The sequence below is a fragment of the Rhizobium sp. PvP014 genome (assembly GCF_017876855.1).
GTDB classification, from domain to species: Bacteria; Pseudomonadota; Alphaproteobacteria; order Rhizobiales; family Rhizobiaceae; genus Neorhizobium; species Neorhizobium soli.
On the sequence record NZ_JAGIOT010000002.1, the window covers coordinates 2,492,962 to 2,519,189 of the forward strand.

The 26,228-nt window shown below is 61.2% G+C and carries 28 protein-coding genes and 1 tRNA gene; 15 read left to right on the forward strand and 14 right to left on the reverse strand.

Annotated features, from left to right (window positions below; all coding sequences use genetic code 11):
* Positions 1–27 precede the first annotated feature (27 nt).
* A complete protein-coding gene (locus J3A65_RS16680) occupies positions 28–1,101 on the reverse strand; it encodes an MBL fold metallo-hydrolase (RefSeq protein ID WP_062462318.1) in 1,074 nt (357 codons plus the stop codon).
* Between the two features lie 406 nt (positions 1,102–1,507).
* Between J3A65_RS16680 and ffh the strand changes: the two genes are divergently transcribed.
* The 5 genes from ffh to trmD all read left to right on the forward strand — a co-directional run bounded on the left by ffh (position 1,508) and on the right by trmD (position 5,220).
* On the forward strand, positions 1,508–3,085 hold the full coding sequence (ffh, locus tag J3A65_RS16685; RefSeq protein WP_209902361.1) for a signal recognition particle protein: 1,578 nt from the start codon (positions 1,508–1,510) through the stop codon (positions 3,083–3,085).
* Positions 3,086–3,097: 12 nt separating this feature from the next.
* Entirely contained in the window at positions 3,098–3,412 is a 315-nt protein-coding gene (locus J3A65_RS16690) for a chorismate mutase (protein ID WP_209902363.1), read from the forward strand.
* A 58-nt stretch (positions 3,413–3,470) separates the two neighbouring features.
* Positions 3,471–3,836, forward strand: a complete 366-nt coding sequence (gene rpsP, locus J3A65_RS16695; protein WP_062462306.1) for a 30S ribosomal protein S16 — start codon at positions 3,471–3,473, stop codon at positions 3,834–3,836.
* Between the two features lie 131 nt (positions 3,837–3,967).
* Positions 3,968–4,534, forward strand: coding sequence for a ribosome maturation factor RimM (gene rimM / locus J3A65_RS16700; protein WP_209902365.1), 567 nt, complete (start codon positions 3,968–3,970; stop codon positions 4,532–4,534).
* Between the two features lie 5 nt (positions 4,535–4,539).
* Complete coding sequence (gene trmD / locus J3A65_RS16705) at positions 4,540–5,220, forward strand: tRNA (guanosine(37)-N1)-methyltransferase TrmD (RefSeq protein ID WP_113111881.1); 681 nt, start codon at positions 4,540–4,542, stop codon at positions 5,218–5,220.
* On the opposite strand, the gene J3A65_RS16710 is transcribed toward trmD, so the two are convergent.
* On the reverse strand, positions 5,217–5,963 hold the full coding sequence (locus J3A65_RS16710; protein WP_209902366.1) for a sulfite exporter TauE/SafE family protein: 747 nt from the start codon (positions 5,961–5,963) through the stop codon (positions 5,217–5,219). The genes trmD and J3A65_RS16710 overlap by 4 nt on opposite strands.
* A gap of 270 nt (positions 5,964–6,233) precedes the next feature.
* On the opposite strand from J3A65_RS16710, the gene rplS reads away from it, so the two are divergent.
* From rplS to J3A65_RS16725, 3 genes are all read left to right on the forward strand, one after another.
* Positions 6,234–6,770, forward strand: coding sequence for a 50S ribosomal protein L19 (gene rplS, locus J3A65_RS16715; RefSeq protein WP_062462300.1), 537 nt, complete (start codon positions 6,234–6,236; stop codon positions 6,768–6,770).
* Between the two features lie 205 nt (positions 6,771–6,975).
* Positions 6,976–7,773, forward strand: coding sequence for a transporter substrate-binding domain-containing protein (locus J3A65_RS16720; protein ID WP_192077865.1), 798 nt, complete (start codon positions 6,976–6,978; stop codon positions 7,771–7,773).
* Positions 7,774–7,813: 40 nt separating this feature from the next.
* Entirely contained in the window at positions 7,814–8,650 is an 837-nt protein-coding gene (locus tag J3A65_RS16725) for an amino acid ABC transporter permease (protein ID WP_113165675.1), read from the forward strand.
* Positions 8,651–8,680: 30 nt separating this feature from the next.
* On the opposite strand, the gene J3A65_RS16730 is transcribed toward J3A65_RS16725, so the two are convergent.
* Positions 8,681–9,709 (reverse strand): sensor domain-containing diguanylate cyclase, encoded by a 1,029-nt coding sequence (locus J3A65_RS16730; protein ID WP_209902368.1) that lies wholly within the window; start codon positions 9,707–9,709, stop codon positions 8,681–8,683.
* 329 nt (positions 9,710–10,038) lie between these two features.
* Between J3A65_RS16730 and leuC the strand changes: the two genes are divergently transcribed.
* Both leuC and J3A65_RS16740 read left to right on the forward strand, forming a co-directional pair.
* Entirely contained in the window at positions 10,039–11,448 is a 1,410-nt protein-coding gene (gene leuC, locus J3A65_RS16735; protein ID WP_209902371.1) for a 3-isopropylmalate dehydratase large subunit, read from the forward strand.
* 212 nt (positions 11,449–11,660) lie between these two features.
* Complete coding sequence (locus J3A65_RS16740; protein WP_348635223.1) at positions 11,661–12,395, forward strand: EamA family transporter; 735 nt, start codon at positions 11,661–11,663, stop codon at positions 12,393–12,395.
* A 107-nt stretch (positions 12,396–12,502) separates the two neighbouring features.
* Here J3A65_RS16740 and J3A65_RS16745 read toward each other — a convergent pair whose 3' ends face one another.
* Complete coding sequence (locus J3A65_RS16745; RefSeq protein ID WP_209903578.1) at positions 12,503–13,054, reverse strand: L,D-transpeptidase family protein; 552 nt, start codon at positions 13,052–13,054, stop codon at positions 12,503–12,505.
* Between the two features lie 123 nt (positions 13,055–13,177).
* On the opposite strand from J3A65_RS16745, the gene J3A65_RS16750 reads away from it, so the two are divergent.
* Both J3A65_RS16750 and J3A65_RS16755 read left to right on the forward strand, forming a co-directional pair.
* Entirely contained in the window at positions 13,178–13,858 is a 681-nt protein-coding gene (locus J3A65_RS16750) for a response regulator transcription factor (RefSeq protein WP_062462280.1), read from the forward strand.
* A 24-nt stretch (positions 13,859–13,882) separates the two neighbouring features.
* Positions 13,883–14,338, forward strand: coding sequence for a cyclic nucleotide-binding domain-containing protein (locus J3A65_RS16755; protein ID WP_209902373.1), 456 nt, complete (start codon positions 13,883–13,885; stop codon positions 14,336–14,338).
* Between the two features lie 12 nt (positions 14,339–14,350).
* On the opposite strand, the gene J3A65_RS16760 is transcribed toward J3A65_RS16755, so the two are convergent.
* From J3A65_RS16760 to tesB, 6 genes are all read right to left on the reverse strand, one after another.
* Positions 14,351–15,154 carry an exodeoxyribonuclease III gene (locus J3A65_RS16760; protein WP_209902376.1) on the reverse strand — a complete coding sequence of 268 codons (804 nt, stop codon included), beginning with the start codon at positions 15,152–15,154 and terminating at the stop codon, positions 14,351–14,353.
* A gap of 111 nt (positions 15,155–15,265) precedes the next feature.
* Positions 15,266–15,925, reverse strand: coding sequence for an outer membrane lipoprotein carrier protein LolA (locus J3A65_RS16765; protein ID WP_062581593.1), 660 nt, complete (start codon positions 15,923–15,925; stop codon positions 15,266–15,268).
* A 93-nt stretch (positions 15,926–16,018) separates the two neighbouring features.
* Positions 16,019–18,700 carry a DNA translocase FtsK gene (locus J3A65_RS16770; RefSeq protein ID WP_209902378.1) on the reverse strand — a complete coding sequence of 894 codons (2,682 nt, stop codon included), beginning with the start codon at positions 18,698–18,700 and terminating at the stop codon, positions 16,019–16,021.
* Between the two features lie 224 nt (positions 18,701–18,924).
* Positions 18,925–20,286, reverse strand: coding sequence for an ammonium transporter (locus J3A65_RS16775; RefSeq protein WP_062462266.1), 1,362 nt, complete (start codon positions 20,284–20,286; stop codon positions 18,925–18,927).
* Positions 20,287–20,314: 28 nt separating this feature from the next.
* Entirely contained in the window at positions 20,315–20,665 is a 351-nt protein-coding gene (locus J3A65_RS16780; RefSeq protein ID WP_062462263.1) for a P-II family nitrogen regulator, read from the reverse strand.
* 210 nt (positions 20,666–20,875) lie between these two features.
* Positions 20,876–21,763, reverse strand: a complete 888-nt coding sequence (tesB, locus tag J3A65_RS16785) for an acyl-CoA thioesterase II (protein ID WP_092659241.1) — start codon at positions 21,761–21,763, stop codon at positions 20,876–20,878.
* A 114-nt stretch (positions 21,764–21,877) separates the two neighbouring features.
* Between tesB and J3A65_RS16790 the strand changes: the two genes are divergently transcribed.
* The gene (locus tag J3A65_RS16790; protein ID WP_209902380.1) at positions 21,878–23,092 is read left to right on the forward strand and encodes a ubiquinone biosynthesis hydroxylase; all 1,215 of its coding nucleotides are present in this window, start codon (positions 21,878–21,880) and stop codon (positions 23,090–23,092) included.
* A 26-nt stretch (positions 23,093–23,118) separates the two neighbouring features.
* On the opposite strand, the gene J3A65_RS16795 is transcribed toward J3A65_RS16790, so the two are convergent.
* From J3A65_RS16795 to J3A65_RS16810, 4 genes are all read right to left on the reverse strand, one after another.
* A complete protein-coding gene (locus tag J3A65_RS16795; RefSeq protein WP_062581585.1) occupies positions 23,119–23,307 on the reverse strand; it encodes a Trm112 family protein in 189 nt (62 codons plus the stop codon).
* 14 nt (positions 23,308–23,321) lie between these two features.
* Positions 23,322–23,996: an LON peptidase substrate-binding domain-containing protein gene (locus J3A65_RS16800; protein ID WP_062462253.1), complete on the reverse strand. Its 675-nt coding sequence runs from the start codon at positions 23,994–23,996 to the stop codon at positions 23,322–23,324.
* Between the two features lie 162 nt (positions 23,997–24,158).
* Positions 24,159–25,172, reverse strand: a complete 1,014-nt coding sequence (gene trxA, locus J3A65_RS16805; protein WP_209902382.1) for a thioredoxin — start codon at positions 25,170–25,172, stop codon at positions 24,159–24,161.
* Positions 25,173–25,253: 81 nt separating this feature from the next.
* The gene (locus J3A65_RS16810) at positions 25,254–25,751 is read right to left on the reverse strand and encodes a prolyl-tRNA synthetase associated domain-containing protein (protein WP_062462247.1); all 498 of its coding nucleotides are present in this window, start codon (positions 25,749–25,751) and stop codon (positions 25,254–25,256) included.
* 50 nt (positions 25,752–25,801) lie between these two features.
* Between J3A65_RS16810 and J3A65_RS16815 the strand changes: the two genes are divergently transcribed.
* Together J3A65_RS16815 and J3A65_RS16820 are read left to right on the forward strand one after the other, a co-directional pair.
* Positions 25,802–26,014, forward strand: a complete 213-nt coding sequence (locus J3A65_RS16815; RefSeq protein WP_209902384.1) for a hypothetical protein — start codon at positions 25,802–25,804, stop codon at positions 26,012–26,014.
* A tRNA-Gly gene (locus J3A65_RS16820) sits at positions 26,015–26,089 on the forward strand.
* The last annotated feature ends 139 nt before the right edge of the window (positions 26,090–26,228 follow it).

Sequence of the window (26,228 nt, forward strand, 5' to 3'; positions counted from 1 at the left end):
AACTGTGGAGTGGCTCGTCAAGCTCCGTCACGCCGGAACGTCGAAAACCTCACCTGCCCGCATCGGCCGGAATCGTTCACGCGCAATACCACGACTGTCGAGCGCCGCAAACAGCGCCTCGACCGGCTGGTCGATGCCCTCGTCCGTCAGCTTGACCGTGCCCCAGTGATGCCCGGCAACAAAGGAGGCTCCGCAAAGCTGCATCCCTTCGACGGCTTCCTGCGGATCCTGATGCTGCGCCTTCATGAACCAGCGCGGCTCATAGGCGCCGAACGGCAGGTTCGCGAGGCGGAAAGGACCATGCTTACTGCCCGCGGCGCGATAGTTGACGCCCTCGTGAAATCCGGTATCGCCCACATGATAGACCTTGCCGGCCGGCGTTTCAAACACGAAGGCCGCCCACAACGCCTTGCGCCGGTCGCCGAGACCCCGCGCCGACCAGTGATGGCAGGGCTCGCAGTGAAACACGACGCCGGGCGCGACAGTCTCGCTGCCGCCCCAGTCCATGACCGTGATCTTCGCATCCGGAACCTTCGAGCGGATGATCGCATCATTGCCGAGCGGCGTGATGAAATGCGGCTTGTCGCGGCCCTCAAGCACCCACAGCGTCTCGAGATCCATGTGGTCGTAGTGATTGTGGGTAACGAGCACGATATCAATCGGCGGCAGATCACCGATGCGGATACCCGGCGGATTGACCCGCTTGGGCCCGGCGAAGGAGACCGGACTGGCACGCTCCGACCAGACCGGATCGGTCAGAATATTGACGCCGGCAACCTGGATCAGCAGCGACGCATGGCCGACCATGGTGACGACAAGACGATTGCCGGTCACGCGCGTCTCCGGCACGGCCTGCGGAAACGGGCTGGCAAACGTGTCCGGCCAGGGAATATTGCCGTTGCCGAACTTCCAGCGCAGGAGATCGAGAGTTCCGCGCGGCTCCTCTCCGCCGGGATTGAAGAAATGCGTTCCGTCGAAGTGATCGGATACCGGCCCGGAATAATAGCTGTTGGCTGCCATGGCACCTCTTGCGGTCAACCCGCCGGCAAGGGCTACCACTGCGCCGATCCCGGACCATTTGAGAAAATTGCGACGTTTCATGAGGTCTGTTCGATCACCAGGGTTTGCAAGAGCTGCGCCATCAAGGCCACCTCTATCTAGGTTCGCATATATCCCCTATAGAATACGGCAATTCGCGCACGGGCGGAAGCTTGCGGCAACATCAGATCTCCGGCATCTCGTCAGCGGACGCCCTCGCCCGCGGCAAAACCCCGGCGCGCCTTGACTTCCACCCCCATTTCCTGTTTAAGCCCGGCAATCTGCTGACAAGTCCGAGAACTTGGAGCCGCCGACCGGGAGCCGAACTATTCGGAAACCCGGAGGTCAACACCCGACAGCGCGTGGCGCCCTCGGGTGCTATTTGGCTTTGCGTACTCCTTGGTGCCTTGTATTTGCCGGCGAAAGAACCGACGTTTTTGGGCACCCGGAAACGAAGAAGGAATACACGATGTTCGAAAACCTCCAGGACCGTCTTGGCTCCATTCTGAATGGACTGACCGGCCGTGGCGCATTGAGCGAAGCGGATGTATCCGCCGCCCTGCGCGAGGTTCGCCGTGCGCTTCTGGAAGCCGACGTGGCGCTGGAAGTGGTGCGCGCCTTTACCGACAAGGTTCGCGAAAAGGCCGTCGGCGCCGAGGTTCTGAAATCGATCAAGCCCGGCCAGATGGTCGTCAAGATCGTCCATGACGAACTGGTCGAAATGCTCGGGACCGAAGGCGTCGGCATCAGCCTGCATGCCGCGGCCCCTGTTGTCATCATGATGGTCGGTCTGCAGGGTTCGGGTAAGACCACGACCACAGGCAAGATCGCCAAGCGGTTGACCGACCGCGAAAAGAAAAAGGTGCTGATGGCGTCGCTCGATACGCGACGTCCGGCAGCTCAGGAACAGTTGCGCCAGCTTGGCGTCCAGACCGGCGTCGATACGCTGCCTGTTATCGCCGGCCAGTCGCCGACCGATATCGCCGCGCGCGCCGTGCAGGCTGCAAAGCTCGGCGGCCACGACGTCGTCATCCTCGACACCGCCGGCCGCACGCATATCGACGAACCGCTGATGGCCGAAATGGCGGAAATCAAGCGGAAGTCCAACCCGCATGAAATCCTGCTGGTGGCCGACAGCCTGACCGGCCAGGACGCCGTCAACCTGGCGCGCAATTTCGACGAACGCGTCGGCATTACCGGCCTCGTTCTGACCCGCATGGATGGCGATGGACGCGGCGGTGCAGCGCTTTCGATGCGCGCTGTCACCGGAAAGCCGATCAAGCTGATCGGTGTCGGCGAACGGATGAACGAACTCGAAGAGTTCCATCCCCGCCGCATCGCCGACCGTATTCTCGGCATGGGCGACATCGTCAGCCTGGTCGAAAAGGCAGCCGAAAACATCGACGCGGAAAAAGCCGCGGCGATGGCCAAGAAGATGCAGTCGGGCAAGTTCGACCTGAACGACCTTGCCGACCAGCTGCGCCAGATGAAATCGCTCGGCGGCATGGGCGGCATCATGGGAATGATGCCCGGCATGGCCGGCATGAAGGACAAGCTTGCCGCATCCGGCATGAGCGACAAGATGTTCGACCGCCAGATCGCCATCATCGGCTCGATGACGAAGGCCGAACGCGCCAACCCGGATATGCTGAAGCACTCCCGCAAGAAACGCATCGCAGCCGGCTCCGGCACGGACGCATCCGAAATCAACAAGCTGCTGAAAATGCACCGCCAGATGGCCGACATGATGAAAATGATGGGCGGCAAGGGCAAGGGCGGCATGATGAAGCAGATGATGGGCGGCCTTGCCGGCAAGATGCGTCTTGGTGGCATGGGTGGCGGAATGGGTGGAATGGGCGGCATGCCCGATCTTTCCAAGCTCGATCCGAAGCAGCTGGAAGCCCTGCAGAAGCAGGCCGAAGCTGCCGGCATGAAGCCTGGCTCCATGCCGGGTCTCGGCGGTGGAATGCCGGGTCTTGGCGGCGGAAAGCTCCCCGGCCTCGGCGGCTTCCCGGGTCTTCCCGGCCTGCCTGGCAAGAAGAAGTAAGGGGAGGACACGATGGTTGACCCTGAAATCAAGGCAAAGCTTTCGAGCTACCGCCAATCGATCGACAATATCGATGCGGCACTGGTGCATATGCTGGCGGAACGCTTTCGCTGCACCAAGGAAGTGGGCGTCCTCAAAGCCCAATACGATTTGCCGCCGGCAGACCCGGCGCGCGAGGAATACCAGATCGAACGCCTTCGCCGCCTGGCGAAGGATGCCCATCTGGATCCGGATTTCGCCGAGAAGTTCCTGAACTTCGTCATCACCGAAGTCATCCGGCATCATGAAGCCATCGCCGCCGAACACGGCGGTAAGGAAACAGCTTAAACCAATAACGACACGGCCCGCCGGGACGGCGGCCCAGACAAACCTAGGAGTGAATACAATGCCCTTGAAGATCCGTCTTGCCCGTGGTGGCTCGAAGAAGCGTCCTTACTACACGATCGTCGTCGCTGACGCCCGTTCGCCGCGTGACGGCCGCTTCCTGGAAAAGGTCGGTTCGTGGAACCCGATGCTTGCCAAGGACGACGCAAAGCGCGTTGAAGTCAACGTAGAGCGCGTTCAGCATTGGCTCGACAACGGCGCACAGCCGACCGACCGCGTTCTGCGCTTCCTGGCAGAAGCCGGCGTTGGCCAGCGCGATGCCAAGAGCAACCCGGAAAAGGCAAAGCCGGGCAAGAAGGCTCAGGAACGCACTGCCGAGCGCGCAAAGAAGATCGAAGACGCCAAGGCAGCTGCTGCCGCGGAATAAGATCTGCCTCTTCTCAATCAACGGGTGGTGCGGCAACGCACCGCCCGTTTTGCTGTTTTCATTCAGCCGAGACTGTTTTCATTTCACTGTGTTGCGCTTAAATGGGCGCGAAGAAACCGGAGCCTTCCCGCATGACCAAGCTCGAAAACCCAGTTCTGATGGCAACGATCGGCGCTGCCCAGGGCCTGCGGGGCGAGGTGCGGGTGAAATCCTTTACCGAGGATCCGATGGCGCTCGGCGACTACGGCAATCTTTACACCGCGGACGGCCGGGTCTTCGAGATCCTCGATATCCGCGAGGCGAAAACCGTCGTCATCGTCCGCTTCCGCGGCATCAACAGCCGCGAGGATGCAGAAGCGCTGAACGGCATCGAGCTGTTCGTCGACCGTGACAACCTGCCGGACGAGGAACTGGACGACGACGAATTCTACTACGCCGACCTAGAGGGCCTGGAAGCGGTCGACAAGGACGGCAAGAGCTTTGGCACGGTCAGCGCCGTGTTCGATTTCGGCGCGGGCGACCTTCTGGAGCTGAAAGGCCTCGGCCGTCGTCCGTCGCTCATTCCGTTTACCGAGGCAGCCGTTCTGGAGATCGATCTCGAAGGCGGCAAGATCCTGATTGATCCCGAAGCCGCAGGCCTCATCGAAAACCCGGACGAAGACGGCGCGAACTCGAATTTTCCGCGTAAGGACAAGTGACCGCGATGCCGTTTCGCGCCACGGTGCTCACCCTCTATCCGGAAATGTTTCCCGGCCATCTCGGCTTTTCCCTCTCCGGAAAAGCGATGGAACGCGGGCAGTGGTCGCTTGAGGCGATGCAGATCCGTGATTTCGCCGAGGACAAGCACCGCACCGTGGACGACACGCCGGCCGGCGGCGGCGCCGGCATGGTGCTGCGGGCGGATATTCTCGGCAAGGCGATCGATTCCCTCGCAGATGACAACCGTCCCCGCCTGCTGATGAGCCCGCGCGGAAAGCCGCTCAGCCAAAAGCGCGTTCGCGAGCTTGGCGAGGGCGAGGGCGTGGTGATCGTCTGCGGACGTTTCGAAGGCGTCGACCAGCGGGTGATCGATGCACGCCAGCTCGAGGAAGTGTCGATCGGCGACTATATCCTTTCGGGCGGCGAGCCGGCCGCTTTGACGCTGCTCGACAGCGTCGTTCGCATTCTGCCGGGCGTGATGGGCAATGCGCTGTCCGGCACCCACGAAAGCTTCGAGCACGGCCTGCTCGAACACCCGCACTATACGCGTCCACAGGTCTTCGAAGACCGGGAAATCCCCGCTATTCTGACCTCCGGCAACCATGCCGCGATCGAGAAATGGCGGCTCGAACAGTCGCTGCGGCTTACTCGGGAACGCCGCCCGGACCTGCTGAACGAAAGCTAGCCGGTGACGAAATAGTAGACGGTCAGGCCTGCGCCGACCGCCACCACGCACCAGCGCAGCACTGCCTGCGGAACGCGTCGTGCGAGCCACACGCCGCAATAGCCGCCGAGCGCGCCGGCCGGCATCATGATGATCGTTTCCGGCCAGGCAATCACGCCGCCGCCGACGAAGACGACGATCGCGACGCCGGCAATCAGCGCCGCCAGCATGTTCTTCAGCGCATTGAGATGGTGATAGCTGCCGCCGGTCGTCAGCCCCAGCACCGCCAACATCATGATCCCCATTCCGGCCCCGAAGAACCCACCATAGATCGATGTCAGGAACTGACCGATGACCGAAAGCGGCGAGTTGGCAGGGCGCTCGGACGAGGCTTTCGGCTTCAGCCACGGGCCTGCCGCAAACACGGCGGTCGCAGCGCCCAGGAGCCACGGCACGACCTGGCGAAACGCGTCATTGTCGAGCGCCAGCAGGATCAACGCTCCCAAAATCGAGCCGATGACGGAGACGATTGCGAGCGCCAAAGCACTTCGCCAGTGCCTGGCAATCTCGCGGCGATAGGCAAGCGTCGAGGTGACATAGCCCGGAAACTGCACGATCGACGATGTTGCGTTGGCCGCGATCGGCGGCACGCCGGCAAGCGTCAAGGCGCCGAAAACGAGAAACGTTCCGCCGCCGGCAATCGCGTTGGCGGCACCCGAGAAAAAGCCGGCAGCGGCCAGCAGCACCGCCATGGTGATCGACATGAATCCTCCCGAATTCTTTTCGGTCAGCCTTTAGACCTGCTATAGAGAGGCAGCAAGCGGCGAAAACGCCACCGATCGCCACAAAATTGCGGCATGCCCGATGACAAGCGCATGCCTTTCGTGTAATGGCGCGAACGGAAATGGGAAAACTGTCCCGTCTGCCAGCAACAAAGAATGGCGAAACGCTCTGCCGCAAGGCAGATCCAGAGGCTTTGACCAACGGATCCTAAGAGCGCTCTGGCTGTTTCAGAAAAACCTGAGGTTTGACACATGAACATCATCCAGCAGCTTGAGGCCGAACAGGTCGCCAAGATCGAAGCCAAGCGCTCGCTTCCAGAATTTTCCCCGGGCGACACCGTCCGCGTCAACGTCCGCGTGACGGAAGGCACCCGTACCCGCGTACAGGCCTATGAAGGCGTTTGCATCGCCCGTTCCGGCGGCGGCATCAACGAAAGCTTCACCGTTCGCAAGATCTCCTACGGCGAAGGCGTCGAGCGCGTATTCCCGGTCTACTCGCCGCTCGTCGAAGGCGTCGAAATCGTTCGCCGCGGTCGCGTCCGTCGCGCCAAGCTGTACTACCTGCGCGATCGTCGCGGCAAGTCGGCTCGTATCGTCGAGAACACCGGCACGCGTGCACGCAAGCTGAACGAAGCCGAGCGCGCTGCAGTTGTCGAAGAAAAGGCACGCATCGAAGCTGAAAAGATCGCAGCAGCACAGGCTCTCGCCGCCGACAAGGCAGCAGCAGAAGCCGCTGAAGCGAAGGCTGCGGAAGAAGCAAAGGCTGCAGAAGCAGCATCTGCTGAATAAGATTTCCCTTCATGGGATGAGAAAAGGCGGCCGGTTGGCCGCCTTTTTTATTGCCTGCGATTGCCCTCGGGCATTGATATCGACCCCACTGCAGTTGCGTCTGCAAAGGCAAACCCAGCGATCTTCGTCTGAGGGAATGGTTGTGCTTGTCTTCCCGCAGAAATTGGTGAGATTTGGCTGAGATATTTCTCTTGAGGATCGCCCCATGCTGAAAAGACGTTTTGTCATTGCCGCCCTCGCAGTTGCAAGCCTGGCACCGGTCACTGCTTTTGCGCAAAACCTGCCGGACCTGAAGGCCCGATCGGTCGTCGTCGTCACCGAAAACGCCTACCCGCCCCTGCAGTTCGTCGATCCGAAGACGGGCAAGGCGATCGGCTGGGAGTATGATGCGATGAACGAGATCGCCAAGCGGTTGAATTTCAAGGTCGAGTACCAGAACGTCAGCTGGGACGCGATGATCCAGGCCGTGTCCGATGGCCAGTACGACATCGGCATGACCGGCATCACCATCAAGGATGAACGCAAGGCACAGGTCGACTTCTCCGATCCCTACCTGCGCTCCGAACAGTTCATGCTGGTGCGTGGCGACGAAACCCGCTTTGCCGATGAAAAGGCCTTTGCGGCCGTAGACGGCGCACTGATCGGCGCCCAGCCGGGCACATCGCCCTTCTACACGTCAGTCTACAGCATCCTCGACGGCAACGAGCAGAACCCGCGCATCAAGCTGTTCGAGACCTTTGGCGCAACCGTGCAGGCGTTGAAAGGCGGCGACGTCGATCTCGTGCTGACCGACAGCGTCGCGGCCAAAGGCTATGTCGACGCGTCGAACGGCGGGTTGAAGGTGATCGGCGGCCCGCTCGGAGCCGAAGATTTCGGCTTCATCTTCAAGAAGGGATCGGATCTCGCAGCGCCCGTCAACGCCGCGATCGCCGCGCTGAAAGCCGACGGCACGCTGGATGCCCTGAACAAGAAATGGTTCCTCGACTACAAGATGGGCCAGTGACCACCAAGATGGCAGTCCCTGCGGACAGGGTCGAAACCTGATGACCTTTCAGACCCTGCCGACATCGGGCGGCGATGGTGATCGTCCGTGGTGGCTCGCAGCCGTCGTCGTCATAGGCCTCGCGCTCGCAGCCGTGATCGTCGTCAACGATCTCTATGCCCAGGTTTTCGCCACCGTCTCGCGCGGCATCTGGGTGACGGTGTTCGTGACGGTCACGGCCTTCGTGCTTGCCACCGCTCTGGGGCTGGCCATCGCCCTTGCGGGCCTTTCCGATCGCCTGGCCCTCCGGCAAGCGGCGCGCTTCTATGTGGAAGTCGTGCGCGGCATCCCGATCCTGGTGCTTTTATTCTACATTGCCTTTGCCGGCGCACCGGCGATCGTCGGTTTTTACAATGTCCTGATCACGCCATTGGTCGACGGCGGCTGGCTGGAGCCGATGCAGGTCCGCGATCTGTCGCTGATGTGGCGAGCGATCATTGCGCTGACGATCGGCTATTCCGCCTTTATCGCCGAGATCTTTCGCGCCGGTTTCCAGTCCATCGATCGCGGCCAGGTCGAAGCGGCCATGGCGCTCGGGCTGACGCGGGGTCAGCGCTTTCGCCTTGTCGTGTTTCCGCAAGCGATACGGGTGATCTTCCCACCCCTCTCGAACGACTTCGTTGCCATGGTGAAGGACAGTTCTCTCGTTTCGGTTCTCGGCGTGGCCGATATCAGCCAGGCCGGCAAGATCTATGCGTCCGGCTCGTTCCGGTTTTTCGAAACCTATTCGATCGTCGCCTATATCTACCTGATCCTGACGATCGGCCTGTCGATTGCCTTGCGGCAGGTCGAAAAGAAGATGCGGGAACAGGGGATCAGAAAGGCAAGCCGCCGATAGTGCGGCGCAGGACGTTTCCTTTGCGAGCCGTCAGGAGGACCTGAGGACGAACCTGTCGCGGCCGGATGCCTTCGCCTCGTACAGCGCTTCATCCACGGCCTGCAACAGGCTGAGGCGATCCGACCCTGCATGCGGTGCGAGGGCAGCACCCACGCTCAGACGTGCATTGACGATATGCCTGCCCACGGCAAACGGGCTGCGGAACCGTTTCACGAGGCGTTCCGAAAGACCGGCCAGCGCATCGGCATTGGCAAGGTTCGGAACAAAGACGGCGAACTCGTCGCCACCCATCCTGACGGCAATTTCCTGGACACCGAGGCATTCGGTAATGCGTTGCGCCGCCTGCTTCAGCACGTCATCGCCCGCGGGATGGCCGAGCGTGTCGTTGATCGTCTTGAACCCGTCCATATCCATGTAGAGAACGCCGACAGTCTGGTGCGCCGAAAACGCATCGGCCAGCATGCCGTCGACGATAGAGACCAGCGCCGCGCGATTGTAGAAACCGGTCATCGGATCGGTGATCGCGGCCAGCCGCAGCTTTTCCTCGGCAAAGCCCATCACATGATTTGCCTTCTGAAGCCGCAAAAGACCGCTCGCCACCTCGGCGAAATGCATGAGATTGGCGATCTCCCGGTCGCTGAATTCGCGCGGCTCCGTATCGAGAAGGCAGAAGGCACCAACGGGAAGACCTGGCTCCAGCGCGACCGGCGCACCAGCATAGGACCTGAAACCCGGCTCGCCCAGCACATAAGGAAGATCGCGCAGTTCCGGATGGCGGGCAAGATCGGGAACCACCACGACCTCGTTGTCGAACACGACACGGGAGCAGATCGAGATGTCGCGCGGGCATTCGCTCGTTCGAATGCCAACTTGGCAGGCCACCCGATGCCAATCGGCGTCGACGATGTTGACGGCCGCATAAGGCGTCGTGAACACATCCTTGGCAAGCTTCACCAGCGCCTCGAGCTCCGGCGTGGAGGGTCCGTCGGCGGAAATCAGGGCCCGCACAGAGAGCAGGCGTTCAGCCTCGTTGTCGGGAAGCTGCGCTGGCAAAGCCATTCTCGTCTCCTCTTTCAGGCCCGGGAGGCGCTGCAGACCGGCCCCCCATGAGGGGGTTCCTTTAGTAGCGTTCTCGCATGTACGTTTTCTGGAGGCAATTGCCGAGAATTCAAAAAACTGCTACACCCTTTGCCATGGGATCGAAATTCGGATGTCTCGCGAACCGCATGATCGTGCTGCAGGACCACAAGCGTCTGCCGTCACGCTTTTTTGCGCGCGTATCCGGCGCTCTATGCAGCCGACTTAGCTGACCGGGCAGACATGTCCGGCGCGGCCTAAGATGCCGCCTCTATTTCCCCACCCATTCTCAATCTTATTGGACCGCAGCCATGAGCGCACCTCGTACTTTGTATGACAAGATCTGGGACGACCACGTCGTCTCCCGCGATGAAAACGATACCTGTCTTCTCTATATCGACCGTCACCTGGTGCATGAGGTGACGAGCCCGCAGGCCTTCGAGGGCCTGCGCCTTGCCGGACGCAAGGTGCGCTCGCCACAGCGCACGCTCGCCGTCGTCGACCACAACGTGCCGACCTCGCCTGACCGTCACCTCGGGATCAAGAACGAGGAGAGCCGCATCCAGGTCGAGGCGCTGGCGGAAAACGCCAGGGATTTCGGCGTCGAATACTTTTCCGAAAGCGATGTCCGCCAGGGTATCGTCCATATCGTCGGGCCGGAACAGGGTTTTACCCTGCCAGGCATGACGATCGTCTGCGGTGACAGCCATACCTCGACGCACGGCGCCTTCGGTTCGCTGGCGCACGGCATCGGCACGTCGGAAGTGGAGCACGTTCTGGCCACCCAGACGCTGCTGCAGACCAAGGCCAAGAACATGCTGGTGCGCGTCGACGGCAGACTGCCCGCCGGCGTCACGGCAAAGGACGTCATCCTGTCGATCATCGGCGAAATCGGCACGGCCGGCGGCACCGGACACGTCATCGAGTTTGCCGGCGAGGCGATCCGGTCGCTCTCCATGGAAGGCCGCATGACCGTCTGCAACATGACGATCGAAGGCGGCGCCCGTGCCGGCCTGATCGCGCCTGATGAGACGACATTCGAATATATCAAGGGCAAGCCACGGGCGCCGAAGGGCACCGCCTGGGATATGGCCGTCGATTACTGGAAGACGCTGCATACTGACGAAGGCGCTCACTACGACAAGGTCGTCGTACTGGATGCCGCCGCCCTGCCCCCGATCGTTTCCTGGGGCTCCTCGCCCGAGGACGTCACCACGATCGAAGGCACGGTGCCGGATCCGGACCAGATCAAGGACGAGAACAAGCGCACCTCCAAATGGCGCGCGCTCGAATATATGGGCCTGACGCCGGGCACGAAGATGACCGACATCACCATCGATCGCGTCTTCATCGGCTCCTGCACCAACGGCCGCATCGAGGATCTGCGCGCTGCGGCAAAGATGGTCGAAGGCAAGACCGTGGCGCCCACTGTCTCGGCCATGGTCGTTCCGGGCTCCGGCCTCGTCAAGGAACAGGCGGAAGCCGAAGGTCTCGACCGGATCTTCAAGAATGCCGGTTTCGATTGGCGCGAGCCGGGCTGCTCCATGTGCCTTGCCATGAACGACGACCGCCTCAACCCCTATGAACGTTGCGCTTCGACCTCGAACCGCAATTTCGAGGGCCGTCAGGGCTCCAAGGGCCGCACCCACCTGGTCTCACCGGCCATGGCAGCAGCTGCCGCCGTCGCCGGTCGCTTCGTGGATATCCGCGACTGGAAATAGGCTGAAGGCTCTTCATGCCAGACAAGCGAAGCCGCTGGATGTGAAAGCATCCGGCGGCTTTTTGCTGCGATGAGCAGCGCTCACAGCCGGTTCAGGAAAACACGTTTGACCTTTCGGGACGCGCCAATACGGTAGATTTTTAAGGAGATCGGTACGGCAATGCCTGTCTGCCCGCTCCGTCTTTTGCCGCGGGCCGGAAGGATCGCCAAGCAATGAGCCCGACCGTCATCGCGCTGGCGCTTACAGCCGCCGTCATGCATGCCAGCTGGAATGCATTCCTGCGCTCGGGCGCCGACAGGCTATGGTCGATCACCGTGGTGGGCATCACGGGCATTCTCGCCGCTCTCCCGGTCATGCTGTGGTTTCCATGGCCGACGGCCGCAGGCCTCGGGTTTATCCTCGCCTCATCGATGCTGCAGGTGGCCTACAGCATCTTCCTCGTCTTCGCCTACCGGCTGGGCGACCTCGGACAGGTCTACCCGATCGTGCGCGGCTCCGTGCCGCTTCTTGTGTCACTCGGCGGCTTCCTGATGATGGGACAAACGCTCACCTCTTCCCAGATTCTCGGCGTCATCCTGGTAGCGGCTGGCATCATGAGCCTCTCGACTGGCAGCCAGCGCGCGCCGACCACGTCCATTTTGTGGGCGCTGCTGACCGGCCTAATCATCGCCACCTACGCGACGGTTGATTCCATCGGCGTACGCTATCTGGCCGATCCGGGTGCCTATGCCGCCTGGGTGCTGTTCACCTATGGCGTGCTTCTGATTGTCGCGTATACGCTGATGCGGGGCCGCTTGCGCCTGGACATCCGCGAGCGGGAAACCCGCAAGGCCCTGCTGGCCGGCATCTTCGTGCTGATCGCCTATGGCGTCGTCATCATCGCCTACTCCATGGGACTGCCGGCCCTATCACCGCCATCCGCGAAACGAGCGTGGTCTTCGCGATGATCATCGGTAGGCTGTTCCTCGGCGAGACACTCACACCAAAGCGCATCGTGGCAGGGCTCATCGTGGCGGCCGGTGCGATTGCCATCGGCCAGTAACTCAGACGACCCTCACCCCATCACCCTTACAAGCGTCCCCTTGCGCAGAAACGGCAGCAGCCGCTTCATGTCGCGCGGGTGAACCGCGACACAGCCGGCTGTCGGCTGGTAGCCTGGGCGGATCAGGTGGAAGAAGATGGCCGAGCCGCCGTGGCGCTTGCGCGAGGTGATGTTCCAGTCGAGCACGAGGCAGATATCGTAGAGCTCGTCGGCCCGCTTCATCTCCTCATGACTGGGCTTGAACGGGGCCTTCACCAGACGGTTGTAGGCCGGGTGCTTCGGCTCGTCGCACCAGAGCATGTCGCGGCCGATGCGGCGAAGCGGAAGCCGCGTGGCCGGCACCGAAAGACGGTCGCCGCGGATGAAGCCGCTGATGATCCGCATCGCGGCAATCGGCGTTCCTCCGTCGCCTTCGCGCTTGAAGGCGGTCGTTCCGGATCGCCCCAGTGCTGCCTGAACGGTGATCCCGCCGCATGTCACGATGGCACGCCGGCGGTCACGCGGCGCGGTACGAACCACGACGACGGGTCCGGTTTTGTGATCTTTCTCGCGAAAACGATGCATTTCACTCACAAGGTTTTGCTTTGAATATGATTTCGTTTGAATTCATAGCGGGTTGGGTTTTACATCGAAGATCCCTAGATACGTCTTACAAACGCAATAGGCGCTACGGAAGGCAAGAACTGCATGGCGAGAACGATACTGCTGGTCGATGACGACGATGATCTGCGCGAGACCCTTGTGGAGCAGCTCGGCTTCTACGACGAATTCTCGATTTTGCAGGAAGCCAATGCAACCAAGGCGGTCAATACCGCCAAGGCGACCCAGGTCGATCTTTTGATCATGGATGTCGGTCTGCCGGATATGGACGGCCGCGAGGCGGTCAAGGTTCTGCGCAAGAACGGCTTCAAGGCCCCGATCATCATGCTGACCGGCCACGACACCGATTCCGACACGATCCTCGGCCTCGAAGCCGGCGCTAACGATTATGTGACGAAGCCGTTCCGCTTTGCGGTTCTGCTGGCGCGTATCCGCGCCCAGCTTCGCCAGTACGAACAGAGCGAGGACGCCACGTTCACCGTCGGCCCCTATCTGTTCAAGCCAAGCCAGAAGCTTCTGACCACGGATGACGGCAAGAAGATCCGTCTGACGGAAAAGGAAGCGGCGATCATCCGCTATCTCTATCGCGCAGGGCTGAAGGTCGTCACACGCGATATTCTTCTGGAAGAAGTATGGGGCTATAATTCCGGCGTTACAACGCATACACTGGAAACCCATGTCTATCGTCTGAGACAGAAGATCGAGCGCGACCCCTCGAATGCTGAGATTCTGGTGACGGAAAACGGTGGATACAAGATCGTTCCTTAACCCCGAAGACCGCAAACCCGTAAAATGGCACTGTCCGACGATATCCGGCTTCTGTCGCAAGTGCCGCTTTTCAGGGAACTGGATGGCGACCAACTGCGGCTGATTGCGTTCGGGGCGGAACGACGCTCGACATCCGGCGGCCAGGAGCTGTTTCGCGAGCGTTCCCCCGCCGAATCCGCCTTCATCGTCTGCAAAGGCAGTTTCGACCTCTACTCGACCACCCGCGACGGCAGCGTTCGTCTCGACAAGACGGTCGGGGCCGGCACGCTTCTATCCGAGCTCGCGCTGGTGACCATGGTCGAGCGCAAGTTCACGGCAATTGCCGCCGAGGATTCCGAAACGCTCAGGATCGGCCGATCCCTGTTCGAGCGCCTGCTGGAGGAATATCCCCACGTCGGTCGTCTCATCGAAAACCGCATCCGCGACAACATCGTCAACCTCGCCAAGGCAGCACTCGCCATGCAGCACCGGTTCCGCTGAGACGACTGCTCCTTAGAACTTGAACACTGCCGTCACCGGAACGTGGTCCGATGGCTGGGTCCAGCCTCGGGCTTCCTTCAGCACCTCGATCCGGTCTAGAAACGGCCCAAGGTCCGGCGATGACCAGATATGATCGAGACGGCGACCCTTGTTGGCGGCTTCCCAGTCCTTGGCGCGGTAGCTCCACCAAGTGTAGATCTTTTCCGGCTCCGGCGTGTACTGGCGCATCAGATCGAGCCAGCCGCCCTTGGAGATGATCTCCTTCATGCCCTCAGTCTCGACCGGCGTGTGACTGACGATCTTCAGAAGCTGCTTGTGCGACCAGACATCGTGCTCCAGCGGCGCGATATTCAGATCGCCGACGAGGATCGACGAAATGCCGGGCGTCGCATCGACCTGCAAAACCTTCATCTCTTCGACGAAATCCAGCTTGTGACCGAATTTCGGATTGATCGTCCGGTCCGGCTCGTCGCCTCCCGCCGGCACGTAGAAATTATGCACGCGGATGCGCTGGGAACCCGTCTCGAAAAGCGCCGAGATGTGCCGGGCATCGCCGACATTGCAGTAATTCTGGCGGTGATCTTCCGACAGCGGAATTTTCGAGGCGATGGCGACGCCGTGATAGCCCTTCTGGCCGTGCACGATGATGTGCTCGTAACCGAGGTCTCTCAGCGGCTGGTAGGGGAATTCAGGCTCCTGGCACTTGATCTCCTGCAGGCAGAGAATGTCCGGCTGGTTGCGGGTAATGAACTCCTGCACGATCGGCATGCGAAGCCGGACCGAGTTGATGTTCCAGGTGGTGATGGAGAATGTCATGCCTGCCCTCGCTGATGGGCATCACCTCTAGGCAATTTCGGATAGCAGTAAAAGCAAAAAGGGCCGCGTTTCCGCAGCCCTCCAAAAGCGATCCGTCTCGGCGGATGGGTCTTATTTCACCTGATCGTAGGGGATGGTGAACACTCTCTCGTCCATCGCCACGCCGTTGCGGACGTTATAGACCATCACGGACGTATCCTTGTTCTGGGCGTCGGTGATCGTCCACTGGCGAAGGTCGAAGGTCTTGGTGTCGAACATCATGGTGATGGTCGAATCGCCGAAGATCGACTTGTTGCCGAGCACGATCGTCGTCAGGTCGGTCTCTTCACGCACGCTGCGCACGGTCGCGGATGTCAAATCGATGCGCTCGGACAAGAGCAGGCTGAGCGGCGTCTTCGACAGCGGGTAGATATCCCAGGTCTTGAGCTTGACGTTGCCCACGACCACGTTGCGGCCATCGGCAATCACGCGCAGCGGCGACGGATCCTCGAAGTTGAAGCGCAGCTTTCCGGGGCGTTCGATAAAGAACTTGCCGCCGGTCTGTTCGCCGCGTGGCCCGAACTGAACGAACTCGCCCATCATCGTCTTCACCGACGAGAAATGGTCGGCGATCCGCTGAGCCGAGGCACCGGCTGCGGCCTGCGCCAGAACGGGCTTGGCCGCTCCCGCAACCAGCAGCCCGGCAACACCGCCGGCAAGGCCGAGCGAGAACTGGCGACGGCCGAGAAGTCCGGTCATGCTTTTGGAAAGAGTGGTCTTTTGTTCTGTCATTCTGGTCTCCTTCCGTGTTTCTGTTGTGGAAACACGGCGTCTTGATGGCCGCTTGCGCCGGATCACGAACCCCTGAAGACCGCTTTACCGGCCTTACCGATCCAGCACATCCGCTTCGGTCGGCACGAGGATCTCGCGCTTTCCGGCATGGTTGGCCGGGCCGATCAGGCCCTCCTGCTCCATCCGCTCGATCAGCGATGCCGCACGGTTGTAGCCGATGCCGAGACGGCGCTGGATGTAGGATGTGGAGGCCTTGCCGTCTTTGAGCACAACCGCCACCGCCTGGTCGTAAGGATCGTCCGAGTCGGAGAGGTTGGAAGTGCCAGCAGGTCCTGCGCCCTCGCCATCCTCGTCGTCATCAGCCGTGATAGCTTCGAGATATTGGGGCGACCCTTGAGTTTTCAAGTAGGCGACGATCTCTTCGACCTCGGTATCGGAGACGAAAGGCCCGTGGACACGCTGAATCCGACCGCCGCCCGCCATATAGAGCATATCGCCCTGACCCAGCAGCTGTTCGGCACCCTGTTCGCCGAGAATGGTACGGCTGTCGATCTTCGACGTCACCTGGAAGGAAATACGGGTCGGGAAGTTGGCCTTGATCGTGCCGGTAATGACGTCGACCGAGGGGCGCTGCGTCGCCATGATCACATGGATGCCGGCCGCACGCGCCATCTGCGCCAGACGCTGGACAGCGCCTTCGATATCCTTGCCGGCCACCATCATCAGGTCGGCCATTTCGTCGATGATGACGACGATATAGGGGATCGGCTGCAGGTCGAACTCTTCCGTCTCGTAAACCGCCTCGCCGGTCTGGCGATCGAAACCGGTCTGGACGGTACGGGTCAGAACCTCGCCGCGTTCCATCGCCTGCTCGACGCGCGAATTGAACCCGTCGATATTGCGCACGCCGATCTTCGACATCTTCTTGTAGCGCTCTTCCATCTCGCGGACGGTCCATTTGAGCGCGACAACGGCCTTCTTCGGATCGGTGACGACGGGAGACAGAAGATGTGGGATCCCGTCATAGACGGAAAGCTCGAGCATCTTGGGGTCGATCATGATCAGGCGGCACTTCTCCGGCGTGTAACGATAGAGAAGCGAGAGGATCATCGTGTTGATCGCGACGGATTTTCCAGAACCGGTGGTACCGGCCACGAGAAGATGCGGCATCTTGGCGAGATCGGCGACAACAGGCTCGCCCCCGATCGTCTTGCCGAGTGCCATGGCAAGCTTTGCCTTGCTGGTTTCGAAATCCTTCGAGCCGATCATTTCGCGCAGGTAGACCGTTTCGCGAATGCGGTTCGGCAGCTCGATCCCGATCGCGTTGCGGCCGGGAACGACCGCGACACGGGCGGCGATGGCGCTCATCGAGCGGGCGATATCGTCGGCAAGTCCGATCACGCGGGACGACTTGATGCCCGGCGCAGGTTCCAGTTCGTAGAGTGTCACGACAGGGCCCGGGCGGACGTGGATGATCTCGCCCTTGACACCGAAATCTTCCAGCACGCCTTCCAGCATGCGGGCGTTCTGCTCCAGCGCGTCAGCAGACAGCGAAGCATCGCGGGCAATCGCCTTTGGTTCGGCAAGCAGGTGCACGGAGGGCAGTTGGAACCCGTCGGCAGAGATGAACGAGCCCTGCGCATCGCGACCGACGCGAGCGCTGGGCTTGGGAGGCGGTGCCGCCGGGACGACGCGCGGAGAGCCGTTGCCAGCAGATTTCGACCCGCGCGCGGCCGCGAAATCCTCATCGTGGTCGGCAAGGATCCCGGCCGGGCGACGTGGATTGTCTGCCGTATCGAGCGACGAATCATCGTCGTCATCCGCGTCATTGGAGGACATCGGCGGCGCAGATACGATCCGGCGTGGCGACAGGACCCGCTCCGGTGCGCCATCGAGCGACGGCTCCATCCGGCTTCTGCCACCGGCAGACGCCTGCTTGGCACGAACCGGCTCGTTCAGGGTGCCGAATTCGTCGTCGTTGAAATCGTAGGGCTGGTCGAAACCGACACGGGCGCGGGGCTTTGCGCCAGTCAGCCGCCGCAGGCGCGCCTGAGCGATATACCAGTAATGGGCCAATGCGCCGAACGCCAGGAAGCCCCCGAAGAGGCCATTGTCGTCGCCGTCATCGTCCTCATCCTGACGGTTGCGCGCGGAGACGGCGGCCACGGGCGCATCGTCGTCATCGCTTTCCGTCTCGACGGCTTCGCCGACAAAGCCGGACGCAAACAGCATCAGCCAGATGCAGGGAATGGTAAAGATGCAGCCGAGCACGGTTGCGACCATGCCTGTCGGATAGGCGCCGACGAAGAGAGCCGGGAAGCGCAGGATCATGTCGCCAATGACGCCGCCGATGCCGTTCGGGATCGGCCAGGTCGCCGGCGCCGGAAAGCAGCCGAGCGTTGCCGATGCCAGAAGCGTACCGCCGCCCCATGCTGCAAGCCGCGCCGGAATGCGATCGTAACGACGCCCGGAAATCAGAGCGAGCGCCAGGGCAAGGATTGGAAGCAGCGCAAAGATGCTCGCAAGTCCGAGGAACTGCATCATCAGGTCGGCGAAGGCTGCGCCCGAAAAGCCGAGGATATTGGCAGGCGGGTTGTCGGTGGCGTAGGAGAAACTCGGATCTGCGACATTCCACGTGGCAAGGGCTGCCACCGCCAGCGCCAGCAGCGTGAAAATGCCAAAGCCTGTCAGCGCAAGCGCCTGTCGCCAGACAAAGGCTGTGAGTACCAGGCGGGTGGATCGATTTGCCATAGCCGCCGAACTGCTTCTGCCCATCTTGTCTGCCCGCCGTCCTGAAAAACCGCCTGTTTCATGAACCGGCAGGTTTCGGCCGGTCACGCAATTCCAGGCAGAATACCCCCGCGATGGTTAACGCGACTTTAACCAAGATTGATCGGCTGGAATTCGCTTGGCAAAACGCAAAAGCCCGGACCAGAGGCCCGGGCTTGAGTGATGGTCATCAGAGATTGACGCTGCCTTCGAGAGGCAGTTGCAGCCCCTTACGAGTGGTAGGCAGCTTCGCCGTGCGAGGCGAGATCGAGACCTTCGCGTTCTGCTTCCACGGTGACGCGCAGGCCGACGACGAGATCGACGATCTTGTAGATGACCAGCGAGCCGATACCGCACCACGCGATGGTGACGAGAACGGCATAGACCTGGGTCATGAACTGACCGCCCATCGTGACGCCTTCGGCATAGCCGATACCGCCGAGCGAGGCGGATGCGAAGATGCCCGTGGCAAGAGCGCCGAACAGGCCGCCGATGCCGTGGACGCCGAACACGTCTGCCGTGTCGTCATAGCCGAACTTGTTCTTGATGACGGCAACGAAGAAGTAGCACAGCGGCGAGACGATCAGGCCCATGACGATGGCGCCCATCGGACCGGCAATGCCGGCAGCCGGCGTGATGGCGACGAGACCGGCGATCATGCCCGAGACAGCACCGAGCAGCGAAGCCTTGCCGCGGGTGAAGGTTTCGACGACGCACCAGGAGAGGACGGCTGCAGCGGTTGCAACAAAGGTGTTGACCGTTGCGAGCATTGCGCCGCCCGAAGCTTCGAGGTTGGAGCCTGCGTTGAAGCCGAACCAGCCGACCCAGAGCATTGCAGCGCCGACCAGCGTCAGCGTCATCGAATGCGGAGCCATCATGTCCTTGCCGTAGCCGGTGCGCTTGCCGACCATGATCGCACCGATCAGACCTGCAAGACCTGCATTGATGTGAACGACGGTGCCGCCGGCAAAGTCAAGCGCGCCCCAGCCGAAGATCAGGCCGTTTGCGTCCCAGACCATGTGGGCGATCGGGAAGTAGACGAAGGTAACCCACAGGATGCAGAACAGGATCGAAGCCGAGAACTTGATGCGCTCGGCGAAGGCGCCAATGATCAGTGCAGGCGTCAGAGCCGCAAAGGTCATCTGGAACATCACGAAGATGAATTCCGGAATGACCACGCCGTCGGAGAAGGTTGCAGCCGTCGAGTCCATGTTGACACCCGACAGGAACATTTTCGCCGTACCACCCCAGAAGGCGGAGGTGCTGCCGCCGAAGGCAAAGGAATAGCCGTAGGTCACCCAGATGATCATGATGGCGGCACCGGCAACGGTGCACTGCATCAGGACCGACAGCATGTTCTTGGTGCGGACGAGGCCGCCGTAAAACAGGGCGATGCCCGGCATCAGCATGAACAGCACGAGAAGCGTGCAGATGAACATGAACGCGGTGTCGCCCTTGTCGGCAACCGGGGCGGCAGCCGCGGCGGCGACTGCCGGGGCGGCAGCGTCCTGCGCAAAGGCGACGGCGGGCGCGGCGAAGGCCGCAGCCGCGGCACCGAGGCGCCCGAGAGTGGAAAATTTAGTAAATTGCATAGCTTGAAGACTCCCCTGTCAGCCGTTCTTACAGCGCTTCAGTATTGGTTTCGCCGGTGCGAATGCGCACGGCCTGCTCGATCGAATAGACAAAGATCTTGCCGTCGCCGATCTGGCCGGTCTTGGCGGAAGAGGCGATTGCTTCAACGGCTTTTTCGACGAGGTCGGTCGGAACCGCGATCTCGATTTTCAGCTTCGGCAGGAAGCTGACCGCATATTCCGTCCCACGGTAGATTTCCGTGTGTCCCTTCTGGCGTCCGTAGCCCTTTACTTCGGTCACGGTAAGGCCCTGGATACCGACAGCGGTGAGGGCTTCGCGCACCTCATCCAGCTTGAATGGCTTGATAATGGCCATTACAATTTTCATCTGGCTTCCCATCCTTTGTTGCTCGGCTCGGGGCCGATTCTCCTGGATCACTGCCTGATCAAGAGCAGCGACTGACATGACACATTCAAGGGTCATGCCAGTTTGAGAAGCCAGATTAAGCTATTGATAAGAATGACCCTTTCAGAACGTCGCCAAATAACGGGCAACGCGCCGGCCAAATTGCGGCGAAAACTTGTGCAGTTTTCTCAAAATGCCCAAATATTATTCATTTGCTCTTTTACGAATCAAACCTTCTTGCGCGACGGATGCGACGAGCTCGCCGGATCGACTGTAGATTGCGCCGCGGGTCATGCCGCGCGCGCCGGATGCGCTGGGACTGTCCTGCGAATAGAGCAGCCAGTCGTCGAAACGGATCGGACGGTGGAACCACATCGCATGGTCGATACTCGCGGCCTGGATGGTTGGATCGAAGATCGAGGTGCCGTGCGGATAGAGAGAGGCATCGAGAAGCGTCATGTCGGAGAGATAGGCAAGCAACGCCGCCTGGATCGTCCGGTCGTCCGGCACCGGGCCGGTGGTCCTCACCCAGATATCCTGGCGCGGCTCCAGCTTCTCCTTGGACAGATAATGCGCAAGCGATGTCGGCCGCATCTCGATCGGACGCTCGCGAGACCAGTAGCGGCGCACGGCTTCGGAGCCGTGCTTCAGGAACATCTTCTTGAATTCGCTTTCCGGCATCAGCTCTTCCGGCATGGCGACGGGCGGCATCGACATCTGATGGTCGTAACCGCCTTCGTCGATCTGGAACGAAGCGGACATCGAAAAGATGGCATGCCCATGCTGGATGGCGACAATCCGTCGCGTGGTGAAGCTCGACCCGTCCCTGATTCGCTCCACTTGGTATATGATCGGCACCAGCGGATCTCCAGGCCGCAGGAAATAGGCATGCAGCGAGTGCACGAAGCGATCGCTGGCGACCGTCCGCTGTGCCGCAACCAGCGCCTGGCCGATCACCTGTCCGCCGAACACTCTCTGCCATCCCGTGTCGGGGCCGGTCCTGCCGCGAAACAGGTTCTCCTCCAGCTTTTCGAGGTCGAGTACGGTCAGCAGTGCGCTGATGGGATCGATTGGGGTAGAAGAACTCGACATTAAGACGGACTCCGGCGGTAGGAAGCGGGCACTTGATGATCTATATCTAAGGCTAAGCGTTTCGAGCTCAAATGGAAACGCCACGAAGTGTTTGACGTGCTCGGGAGTTTTGCAATGCTGGACATGCTGGTTGTGGGTGGTGGTTATGTGGGCCTTGCGGCGGCGGTCGCGGTCAAGCAGGCGGCGCCGCATCTGGAGGTCCAGGTCGTCGAGGCCGCACCGGCCGGTGTCTGGGAAAAGGACGAGCGCGCCTCCGCGATCATCGCGGCCGCGAGCCAGATGCTCGACATTCTCGGCACCTGGGACGAGATCTTGCCGCATGCCCAACCCATCAACCGGATGATCGTCACCGACAGCCGGACATCCGATCCGGTCCGCCCGGTCTTTCTCACCTTCGACGGCACGATCCAGGCAGGCAAGCCCTTCGCCCATATGGTGCCGAACGTTGCGATGGTGCGCGCCCTGCGCGGCGCCGCCGAACGGCTCGGCGTATCGATCCGTCACGGCCTTTCCGCCACCGGCTTCGAGACGACCGCAACGCATACGACCGTGAAGTTTTCCGATGGCTCGACCGAGGAAACCCGCCTCCTCGTTGCCTGCGACGGCGTGCGCTCGAAGCTGCGCGACATGGCCGGCATCCGCACTGTCAACTGGACATACGACCAGTCCGGCATCGTCGCGACGGTTGCCCATGAACGCGACCACGAAGGCGTGGCGGAAGAGCATTTCCTGCCGTCCGGCCCGTTCGCCATCCTGCCGCTCACCAACAATCGCTCGTCGCTGGTCTGGACGGAGCGCACCGATGCCGCCGAGCGCCTGATGGCATCGGACGACTTGATCTTCGAGGAAGAGCTGCAGCGGCGCTTCGGCCACAAGCTGGGCGAGATCCGGCTGGTCGGCGGTCGCAAGGCCTATCCGCTCAGCCTCACCCTGTCGCGTGCCTTTGTCGCACCGCGCTTCGCGCTTGCCGGCGATGCCGCCCACGGCATTCATCCGATCTCCGGCCAGGGCCTCAACCTCGGCTTCAAGGATGTGGCAGCGCTTGCCGAGACCGTCGTCGAGGCGGATCGCCTCGGCCTCGACATCGGCTCGCTCAATGTGCTCGAGCGCTACCAGTCGTGGCGGCGTTTCGATACGTTCCGGATGGGCGTGACGACGGATGTGCTGAACCGGCTGTTTTCCAACGACGTCACGCCAATCCGCATCGCCCGCGATTTCGGCTTGGGCGTCGTGGAGCGGCTTCCGAAGATCAAGGATTTCTTCATCGGTCAGGCTGCCGGAACGACGGTGAAGGACAACCCGAAACTGCTGAGCGGCCGATCGATCTGAAGGTTGCTCACGGCTCGATCTGAAGGCTAGTCCTCGAGCTTGCGGGCTTCCGACATGAGCATGATCGGGATCCCGTCGCGGATCGGATAGGCAAGGCGCGCGCCTTGCGACACGAGCTCGTTGTTTTCGCGATCGAGTGACAGCCTGCCCTTGGTCAGCGGACAGACGAGAAGATCGAGCAGTTTCGGATCCACCTTGCTGAGTTTTTCGTCCATGACCGGCCTTTGCCCTACTGCAGCACGTTCGCTGTCCCCGATCCCTGCGCAAGCAGGATCTCGGTGATTGCGATCAACGTATCAGCCCGGCTCTTCAGATCCGGTGCCTCCAGAAGCGCCTGCTTCTCGGCAGGACCGAAGGGCGACATCATCGACAGCGAATTCACCAGCGTCCGGTTTCCGGCCCGCTCGATGCTTTCCCAGTCCGCCTCCAGCTTGTTGGCGTCGAGATAGGCCTTGAAGACCCGCAGCAGTTCCGGCCGGTTGACGGCTTTTTCGTCATCCTCGTCGGTCAGATCGGACAGGAAAGGCGCGTGTCTGAATTTGCGGAACGGATGGCCGCCACCGATCTCATCGAGCAGCCTGAAGCGGCAGATCCCGCTGAGCGAAATGATGTAGCGGCCATCGCCGGTTTCGGCAAAGGACGTGATCCGGCCGGCGCAACCGATCGACGACAGCGCCGAGCGCCCGCCGCCGAGCGGCTCGTCCGGTTCCATCAATGATGGCTGCACGATGCCGATCAACCTGTCGCCCGCAAGCGCTGCATCGAACAGGGACAGATAACGCGGCTCGAAGATATTGAGAGGAAGCTGGCCTCCCGGCAGGAGCAAAGCCCCAGTCAGCGGAAAGACCGGGATCGTTTCCGGAAGATCCTCCCGCTTCAGATAGCGCGCGTTTCCCACATGCATTGGTCCGATACCTCCCAGACCACATTCACCGGACAAAAATGTCTGTCCGAATCTGGCCGTTGTCCAAACCTGGCCGTTCAGCCAAACCTATAAAACTAATGTGGGGCATCGTCGCCGGAACGCAAGGCTGCGATCCGGCTTAGCGATCAATCGGCAACACAATCAGGAGAACAGGATCGACGAAAGACGACGGCGCCCGGAAATCGTAGCCGGATCTTTCGGGCCCCAGACCTCGAAGAATTGCAGCAGCTGGCGGCGCGCGCCATCGTCGTCGAACGTACGGTCCTTGCGCATGATGGTCAGCAGATGATCGGCCGCCTTTTCGCGTTTGCCCTGGACGTTGAGGATCTTGGCAAGGCTCACGCGGGCCTCGTGATCGTCGGGGTTGGCGGCAAGCTGCTGCTCGAGTGCGACAGGGTCACCCAGTTTGCGGGCTTCCTCGATTTGCTCCAGCTTCTTGGCGACCGCCTGTATTGCGGGATCGGCAGCCATCTCTTCGGGCAGGGAGGCGAGCATCTCGCCGGCGCGGGGCGTTTCGCCCATGCCGATCAGGCACTGCATCATGCCGGCCGCAGCCTTGGGGTTTTCCGGGTCGGCCTGCAGCACGGCGCCGTAGAGCTGTGCGGCACCCTGGATATCGTCCTGTCCGAGCAGGGTTTCCGCATCGCCGAGCACCGCCTCGATCTCGGCCGCCTGGTCCATGCCCTCTGGACCTGCGACCTTTTCGATGAACTCGCGGATCTGGCTTTCCGGAATGGCACCCATGAACCCGTCGACCGGACGGCCATCGGCAAAGGCGATCACGGCCGGGATCGACTGGATCCCGAGCTGTCCCGCGATCGAGGGATGGTCGTCAATGTTCATCTTGACGAGCCTGACGCGACCCTGGGCTTCGTTGACGACCTTTTCGATGACGGGCGTGAGTTGCTTGCACGGACCGCACCAGGGCGCCCAGAAATCGACGAGAACCGGCTGGCTGCGCGATGCCTCGATCACGTCCTTGCCAAAGCCTGCGGTCGTCGTGTCCGAGATATAGCTACCGGCAGCAGCAGGGGCAGAGGAAGGCGCGGGCGCTGGGGCCGCAGCAGGCGTCGAACCGAAGTTCACCGTCGCGTTTTGGCCGCCGTAGTTACCGGCGCCATAGGAGCCACCATAAGGATTGTTCGTGCCGCTCATGAAAGTGTTCTCCCGGAAAAAGTCCAATCGGCACACGGCCGATGCGCATTATGTCTTACTCTGAATTGCAAAGATCGTATGTCAGCCCGTCACTTTCAAGACAAGCGGCGTATGGCCCGTCGCCTCCAGAAAGCGGATAAGATCGTCGCGACCGATCGACGTCGTCGCATCGTTTGAGAGTGGATGGCCATTGATCACCTCTTCGCGCATGAGGTCTTCGTCGAGCACGAACGTGACGTTGTTATCCGTGTCGTTCAGTGCTCCGAACACGGTGACGGAGCCTGGCACGACGCCGAGAAATTCCAGCATCTTTTCAGGATTGCCGAACGAGACGCGACTGGAGGCCCCGATCACCTTGTGGACGGTCTTTAGATCGACGCTGGCGTTTTCTTCGACCGTGATGACGAAGAACTGGTCCTTCTTGTCTTTGACGAACAGGTTCTTGGTATGCCCGCCCGGGATCTCGTCACGCAGACTGGCTGATTCCGATACCGTAAACACCGGTGCATGCGCTTTCGTCTTGTGGGCAATATCGAGGCTATCGAGAAAGGCGAACAGGTCTTCTGCAGTTTTTGGCATGATCGATCGTGGCTGCTCTTGAGGTGTTGGCCCCGGCCGGCGGGGTAAGGATGGCGGACTATAGACAGATTGTTCGGACCGGCCAAGATGCACGCTTTGGCGCAAACCCTTGTTTCGCAGGGGCTTTCGAAGCTCATGAAAAATTCTTCATCGAGATCGTCATTTCCCTGTTGCATTTGAAAAAAGTCTGGGCCATATACCGCCCGTCGCCGGCAACGAGCGGCACCGACGATCCAGACTACCACCGGGTCGACGGTTTATGAGCGGGTGTAGCTCAGTGGTAGAGCACAACCTTGCCAAGGTTGGGGTCGAGGGTTCGAATCCCTTCGCCCGCTCCAAATTCTCCCTTCAGACGAAAAAACGAATAACGGTATTGGTACCCAGTAGGGTACCTCGTCTATTATCGTCATTCGCTGGCTGCCTGCATCCTCGCAGCCAGACTGAGGCCGCCTTTCGGCAGCCTCAGCCCTCATCGCC

Bases quoted from the DNA above. Each gene is read 5' to 3' on its own strand.
- J3A65_RS16680 (WP_062462318.1), bottom strand. From the start codon at position 1,101: ATGAAACGTCGCAATTTTCTCAAATGGTCCGGGATCGGCGCAGTGGTA.
- ffh (WP_209902361.1), top strand. From the start codon at position 1,508: ATGTTCGAAAACCTCCAGGACCGTCTTGGCTCCATTCTGAATGGACTG.
- J3A65_RS16690 (WP_209902363.1), top strand. From the start codon at position 3,098: ATGGTTGACCCTGAAATCAAGGCAAAGCTTTCGAGCTACCGCCAATCG.
- rpsP (WP_062462306.1), top strand. From the start codon at position 3,471: ATGCCCTTGAAGATCCGTCTTGCCCGTGGTGGCTCGAAGAAGCGTCCT.
- rimM (WP_209902365.1), top strand. From the start codon at position 3,968: ATGACCAAGCTCGAAAACCCAGTTCTGATGGCAACGATCGGCGCTGCC.
- trmD (WP_113111881.1), top strand. From the start codon at position 4,540: ATGCCGTTTCGCGCCACGGTGCTCACCCTCTATCCGGAAATGTTTCCC.
- J3A65_RS16710 (WP_209902366.1), bottom strand. From the start codon at position 5,963: ATGTCGATCACCATGGCGGTGCTGCTGGCCGCTGCCGGCTTTTTCTCG.
- rplS (WP_062462300.1), top strand. From the start codon at position 6,234: ATGAACATCATCCAGCAGCTTGAGGCCGAACAGGTCGCCAAGATCGAA.
- J3A65_RS16720 (WP_192077865.1), top strand. From the start codon at position 6,976: ATGCTGAAAAGACGTTTTGTCATTGCCGCCCTCGCAGTTGCAAGCCTG.
- J3A65_RS16725 (WP_113165675.1), top strand. From the start codon at position 7,814: ATGACCTTTCAGACCCTGCCGACATCGGGCGGCGATGGTGATCGTCCG.
- J3A65_RS16730 (WP_209902368.1), bottom strand. From the start codon at position 9,709: ATGGCTTTGCCAGCGCAGCTTCCCGACAACGAGGCTGAACGCCTGCTC.
- leuC (WP_209902371.1), top strand. From the start codon at position 10,039: ATGAGCGCACCTCGTACTTTGTATGACAAGATCTGGGACGACCACGTC.
- J3A65_RS16740 (WP_348635223.1), top strand. From the start codon at position 11,661: ATGAGCCCGACCGTCATCGCGCTGGCGCTTACAGCCGCCGTCATGCAT.
- J3A65_RS16745 (WP_209903578.1), bottom strand. From the start codon at position 13,054: ATGCATCGTTTTCGCGAGAAAGATCACAAAACCGGACCCGTCGTCGTG.
- J3A65_RS16750 (WP_062462280.1), top strand. From the start codon at position 13,178: ATGGCGAGAACGATACTGCTGGTCGATGACGACGATGATCTGCGCGAG.
- J3A65_RS16755 (WP_209902373.1), top strand. From the start codon at position 13,883: ATGGCACTGTCCGACGATATCCGGCTTCTGTCGCAAGTGCCGCTTTTC.
- J3A65_RS16760 (WP_209902376.1), bottom strand. From the start codon at position 15,154: ATGACATTCTCCATCACCACCTGGAACATCAACTCGGTCCGGCTTCGC.
- J3A65_RS16765 (WP_062581593.1), bottom strand. From the start codon at position 15,925: ATGACAGAACAAAAGACCACTCTTTCCAAAAGCATGACCGGACTTCTC.
- J3A65_RS16770 (WP_209902378.1), bottom strand. From the start codon at position 18,700: ATGGGCAGAAGCAGTTCGGCGGCTATGGCAAATCGATCCACCCGCCTG.
- J3A65_RS16775 (WP_062462266.1), bottom strand. From the start codon at position 20,286: ATGCAATTTACTAAATTTTCCACTCTCGGGCGCCTCGGTGCCGCGGCT.
- J3A65_RS16780 (WP_062462263.1), bottom strand. From the start codon at position 20,665: ATGGGAAGCCAGATGAAAATTGTAATGGCCATTATCAAGCCATTCAAG.
- tesB (WP_092659241.1), bottom strand. From the start codon at position 21,763: ATGTCGAGTTCTTCTACCCCAATCGATCCCATCAGCGCACTGCTGACC.
- J3A65_RS16790 (WP_209902380.1), top strand. From the start codon at position 21,878: ATGCTGGACATGCTGGTTGTGGGTGGTGGTTATGTGGGCCTTGCGGCG.
- J3A65_RS16795 (WP_062581585.1), bottom strand. From the start codon at position 23,307: ATGGACGAAAAACTCAGCAAGGTGGATCCGAAACTGCTCGATCTTCTC.
- J3A65_RS16800 (WP_062462253.1), bottom strand. From the start codon at position 23,996: ATGCATGTGGGAAACGCGCGCTATCTGAAGCGGGAGGATCTTCCGGAA.
- trxA (WP_209902382.1), bottom strand. From the start codon at position 25,172: ATGAGCGGCACGAACAATCCTTATGGTGGCTCCTATGGCGCCGGTAAC.
- J3A65_RS16810 (WP_062462247.1), bottom strand. From the start codon at position 25,751: ATGCCAAAAACTGCAGAAGACCTGTTCGCCTTTCTCGATAGCCTCGAT.
- J3A65_RS16815 (WP_209902384.1), top strand. From the start codon at position 25,802: ATGGCGGACTATAGACAGATTGTTCGGACCGGCCAAGATGCACGCTTT.